The sequence below is a fragment of the Xanthovirga aplysinae genome (assembly GCF_009711365.1).
Taxonomy (GTDB): domain Bacteria; phylum Bacteroidota; class Bacteroidia; order Cytophagales; family Cyclobacteriaceae; genus Xanthovirga; species Xanthovirga aplysinae.
Genome location: NZ_SMMB01000784.1, coordinates 1 through 3,988, shown reverse-complemented (window position 1 = coordinate 3,988; position 3,988 = coordinate 1). Strand labels below are relative to the sequence as shown.

General features: G+C 36.1%; 6 protein-coding genes. 3 read left to right on the top strand and 3 right to left on the bottom strand.

Going from position 1 to position 3,988, the window contains the following annotated elements; genetic code table 11:
- From E1171_RS05665 to E1171_RS05655, 3 genes are all read left to right on the top strand, one after another.
- The coding region (locus tag E1171_RS05665; RefSeq protein WP_155204941.1) for an isochorismatase family protein at positions 1 to 234 on the top strand (234 nt) is incomplete at its 5' end.
- 160 nt (positions 235 to 394) lie between these two features.
- Positions 395 to 961, top strand: coding sequence for a YfiT family bacillithiol transferase (locus E1171_RS05660; RefSeq protein ID WP_155204939.1), 567 nt, complete (start codon positions 395 to 397; stop codon positions 959 to 961).
- Between the two features lie 152 nt (positions 962 to 1,113).
- Entirely contained in the window at positions 1,114 to 1,404 is a 291-nt protein-coding gene (locus tag E1171_RS05655) for a DUF1272 domain-containing protein (RefSeq protein WP_155204937.1), read from the top strand.
- A gap of 134 nt (positions 1,405 to 1,538) precedes the next feature.
- On the opposite strand, the gene E1171_RS05650 is transcribed toward E1171_RS05655, so the two are convergent.
- The 3 genes from E1171_RS05650 to E1171_RS24210 form a co-directional block, all read right to left on the bottom strand.
- A complete protein-coding gene (locus E1171_RS05650) occupies positions 1,539 to 2,039 on the bottom strand; it encodes an SRPBCC family protein (RefSeq protein ID WP_155204935.1) in 501 nt (166 codons plus the stop codon).
- Between the two features lie 227 nt (positions 2,040 to 2,266).
- Complete coding sequence (locus tag E1171_RS05645; RefSeq protein ID WP_155204933.1) at positions 2,267 to 3,499, bottom strand: S-adenosylmethionine:tRNA ribosyltransferase-isomerase; 1,233 nt, start codon at positions 3,497 to 3,499, stop codon at positions 2,267 to 2,269.
- 295 nt (positions 3,500 to 3,794) lie between these two features.
- Positions 3,795 to 3,988, bottom strand: a 194-nt coding sequence (locus E1171_RS24210; RefSeq protein ID WP_222931406.1) for a hypothetical protein, incomplete at its 5' end; no start/stop codon positions are given.

Here is a 3,988-nt window from a genome sequence, read left to right as displayed (position 1 = left end):
ATGCTTCCATTAGAAAATGAAAAAGTAGTCATTAAGCATATTCCAAACAGTTTTCTAGGAACGGAATTGGTGGATTCCTTAAAAGAAAATGAAATTCCAGACCTGGTAGTTTGTGGTATGATGACTCATATGTGTATTGATGCATCGCTTAGAGCAGCTACGGATTATCGTTTTAATTTTGAGTTGATTAATGATGCTTGTGCAACCAGAGATTTGGAAATAAATGGAGGATAGGTGTCTTACTTCCGATGTTCATAGATCTTTTTTAGCAGCTTTAAATGGTTTTTATTCAAAGATATTAACAACTGATCAATATTTAAATTCAACTCATTAGCACCCAACCATTCCATTAAATTATTAGGTGCTTTGAATTATTTATAAAATAGTTTCGAAAATGAAAGAAATTAAAAACTTATTAGCCTTGCGCTTCCCAATCGGCAAGTTTGAAAAGTCAGCTTTAATCAATGATTTAGTCATTCAAAACAGGTTGGAGGAAATTACTTGTTTTCCAGCCCATTTGAGAGAAGAAACAAAAAATCTAAGGGAAGAAGAGTTGAATTATTCTTATCGCCCGAATAGTTGGTCTATCCGTCAATTGGTGCATCATTGTGCTGATAGCCGCATGAATGGTTTTCTTCGTACCAAATGGATGCTCACGGAAGATTCAACTTCCATAAAGCCCTATTTCGAAGCAAAATGGGCATCCTTATCAGATAGTAAGTTGGCCTCTATTGAGGACTCTTTGTCGATTTTGGAGGGTATGCATAAAAGATGGGTGTTTTTATTAAAAAATCTAAGGAAGGATGATTTTAAAAGAGAATATATTCACCCCGAATATGGGAAACGTTATTCCTTGGAGGAAGTGATCTGCCTATATGCTTGGCATGGGAAGCATTATTTGGAGCATGTCCGTCTAGCAAAAAAGTATCGCGAAAATTGGGAAGGTTTGGAAAAGAAATAATAATAGAGTACCTATTAAAATTCTTAAAGTCAATAACTTAAAAATTTCAAGCTTTGACAGAAAGTTTAATTCAAATTTTAAAAAAATTGATTAAGGTATTACTCCAAATTACTAGTTATATCATTGTTTTTCATTTTAAATAATTTTTCAATATGTTAGAATTAAGGCCCTCCTGTGAGCATTGTGGCAAGAATCTTCCTCAAGATTCTACAGAAGCGATGATTTGTTCTTTTGAATGTACCTATTGTAAGGAATGTGCTCAGGAAGTTTTTCAAAATGTATGTCCCAGTTGTGGTGGGGGCTTTAGTCCCAGACCTATCCGGCCAAAAGTTCATTTGGAAGAAAATCCTCCTTCCACGTTAAGAGTTTTTAAGCCTAAAGACTTAAATAAACATGGAGAAATGCTAGAAAGGTATAGGCATTTAAAGCCGGAGGAACGATGAAGATTACAAATGCAAAAATGAATTATTGAGGAAAGGTTTTGAGGTATTACGGAATACTTTGCAGTGGTTGCTTTGAAACTAAAGGTCAGGGGTTCAACATTCCAAGTGATTGAACCCCTTATTAAAATTAAGGTTCAATCACAGCCATCTTCCAGAATTTCAGCTTCTCTTTCTAGAATGGCATCCCGGCCTGTTAACGATAGTGTTGAACGACTTAGAGTATTTTCCAACCTACTATTTTCGGAAATGGTGACCAAACAATAATCATTATTTCCTTCCAGCTCATAGGTCCAGATTCCCGAAAGGCCAAAGCTGCTATCAATCATTCGGACCACCAGTCTTTTTTCAGGAATGCGTTCCAGAATTTCTAAGTCTATGTAACCTCCAATTTCCGGAATCATTTCATATTTCATCAGGCCTCTTTGGTTACGGCCTTTAAAATGTACCTCGTCAATCTCATCTCTGTAATCTGGGATTTCTTCCAGGTCTGTTAAGATGTCCCAAACCACTGCTTTTGGGCAGTCTAATTTTACTATATGCTCTCCTTCATAATTTTCATTTGTATAATATCCAATAAGCCAAAACGCCCCAAATAAAATACCCAAAGCGATGATTATTTTTAGGAATACACTCATAACTGCTTGCTTTGTTTTTTCTTAAACCCTTTGGAGAAAAGATCAGTTCAAATTACAGGAATGAAAGGTTGAGGATAGATTATGAGCAGGAATTTATTGGGATAACTTTCATACAGAAATAAAAAAAAGGAGTTTAAAACTCCTTTTATGATTAAATAAATAGCCAGGAATTTAAGATCGATCAATTTTTTGTAAGCATGATCGATTACCAAAGGTGTCTCCTTTTGTTAACTAGAGGGGATTAGTAAAGAAGAGTCACCATAACTCAAGAAACGGTAGTCTTGAGCTAAAGCTTCATTGTAGATATCTCTCCATCTTTCTCCAACAAAAGCAGCCACCAACAATATTAGTGTAGATTCTGGTTGGTGGAAATTGGTGATTAACCCTTCGCAAATTCGAAATTTATATCCAGGGAAAATAAAAATTCGGGTTTCTCCCATGATTTCACTTTTCCCCTCCTTCTCCATAAAATCCAAAATCGCTTGCAGAGATTGTTCCTTAGTTGGAAGCTCTTCTTCTTTATAAGCATACGGTATCAATTTTTCAATGGAGAAGGTGGGGTCTCCTTCTTTAATCAGTTTTACTCCATACCAATACAGGCTTTCCATGGTACGCATGGATGTAGTGCCAACCGCAATTATCTTTCGGTTGGTTTGAAGTAAATTATGGATGTTTTCCCGACTCACTACTACCTGCTCTGCATGCATGGGGTGGTTGATGACATTTTCTTCTTTAATGGGTTGAAAAGTCCCTGCACTTACATGCAAGGTAAGGTAGTCGGTTTGAATGTCTTTCTCTTTTAGATCTTTAATGATTTCTTCCGTGAAATGCAATCCAGCGGTAGGTGCAGCTACAGCACCTTCTTTTTCAGAATAAACTGTTTGGTAACGGGGGATATCTGCTTTATTAGGTTTTCGGTTCATGTAAGGAGGCAAGGGAACTTCTCCAGCTGCTTGGACAATTTCAACGAAAGATATTTCCGGGTTATCCCATTCAAAACTTACCAGTTTACGGTCTCTATCTTCAATTTTTGCCTTCAAACATATGGTTTTCTCCTGGATATTCAGTTCCCGAACCAATATATCATCATCTTTCCATTTTCGGAGATTCCCAATCATGGTCAGCCACATACAACCTTCCTTCTGTTCCATAGCAAGGGAAATTACTTTGGTAGGGGCTTCAGGTTGCAGAAGAAAGATTTCAATGTTTGCTCCTGTGGCTTTTTGAAAATAAATTCGAGCAGGGATAACTTTGGTATTGTTATAAACTAGGAGACTATTTTGAGGTAAAAGGTCACTAATTCCCTTAAAGTACTCATGTCTAATTTTCCCTTTATTATAAAATAATAATTTAGAGGCCGAACGGTCCTTTAAGGCCTGTGTGGCAATCCGTTCTTCGGGTAATTCATAAAGATATTCTTTCTGGGAGATAGGGGATATCGTTGCTTTTCGCTCTTTCATCTCTTCCTGCTGCTTAAAAAATTCGGGGGCAAAGATATGAAATTAAGAATTAACTTGCTGAATCATGATTTATTCAATTTAGAAATGGGCTTGATTCTTCTTCCTGAACCTTGCTTTTGAGGGTAGGATGTGAGGATATTGGTTTTTAGCTTTATTATTAAGGTTAGAGATTGGTAGGTGAAAGAGGTAAGTAAGTTGCCTAACTTTAGGAATCCAGGGAAAGTTTATTTACATAAAGGAAAGACGCAAATTTTTGCGTCTCAGCAAACCTCTTAACTCTAAATTCTTAGTTATTTTACGCTGCTTTCTTTCTTTTGGTGAAATATGTTGATACTGTTTGGATAACTTGTTCATTCCAAAGCATTCGATAGTGACCAATTTTTTCGAAGGAAATTAAGTCAGCTTTTTCAATTGCCTGATGAATGTCAGTTGAGTTTCTAAAATTGATTATTTTGTCATATTTATCATGGACCAATAAGAATTGTTCAT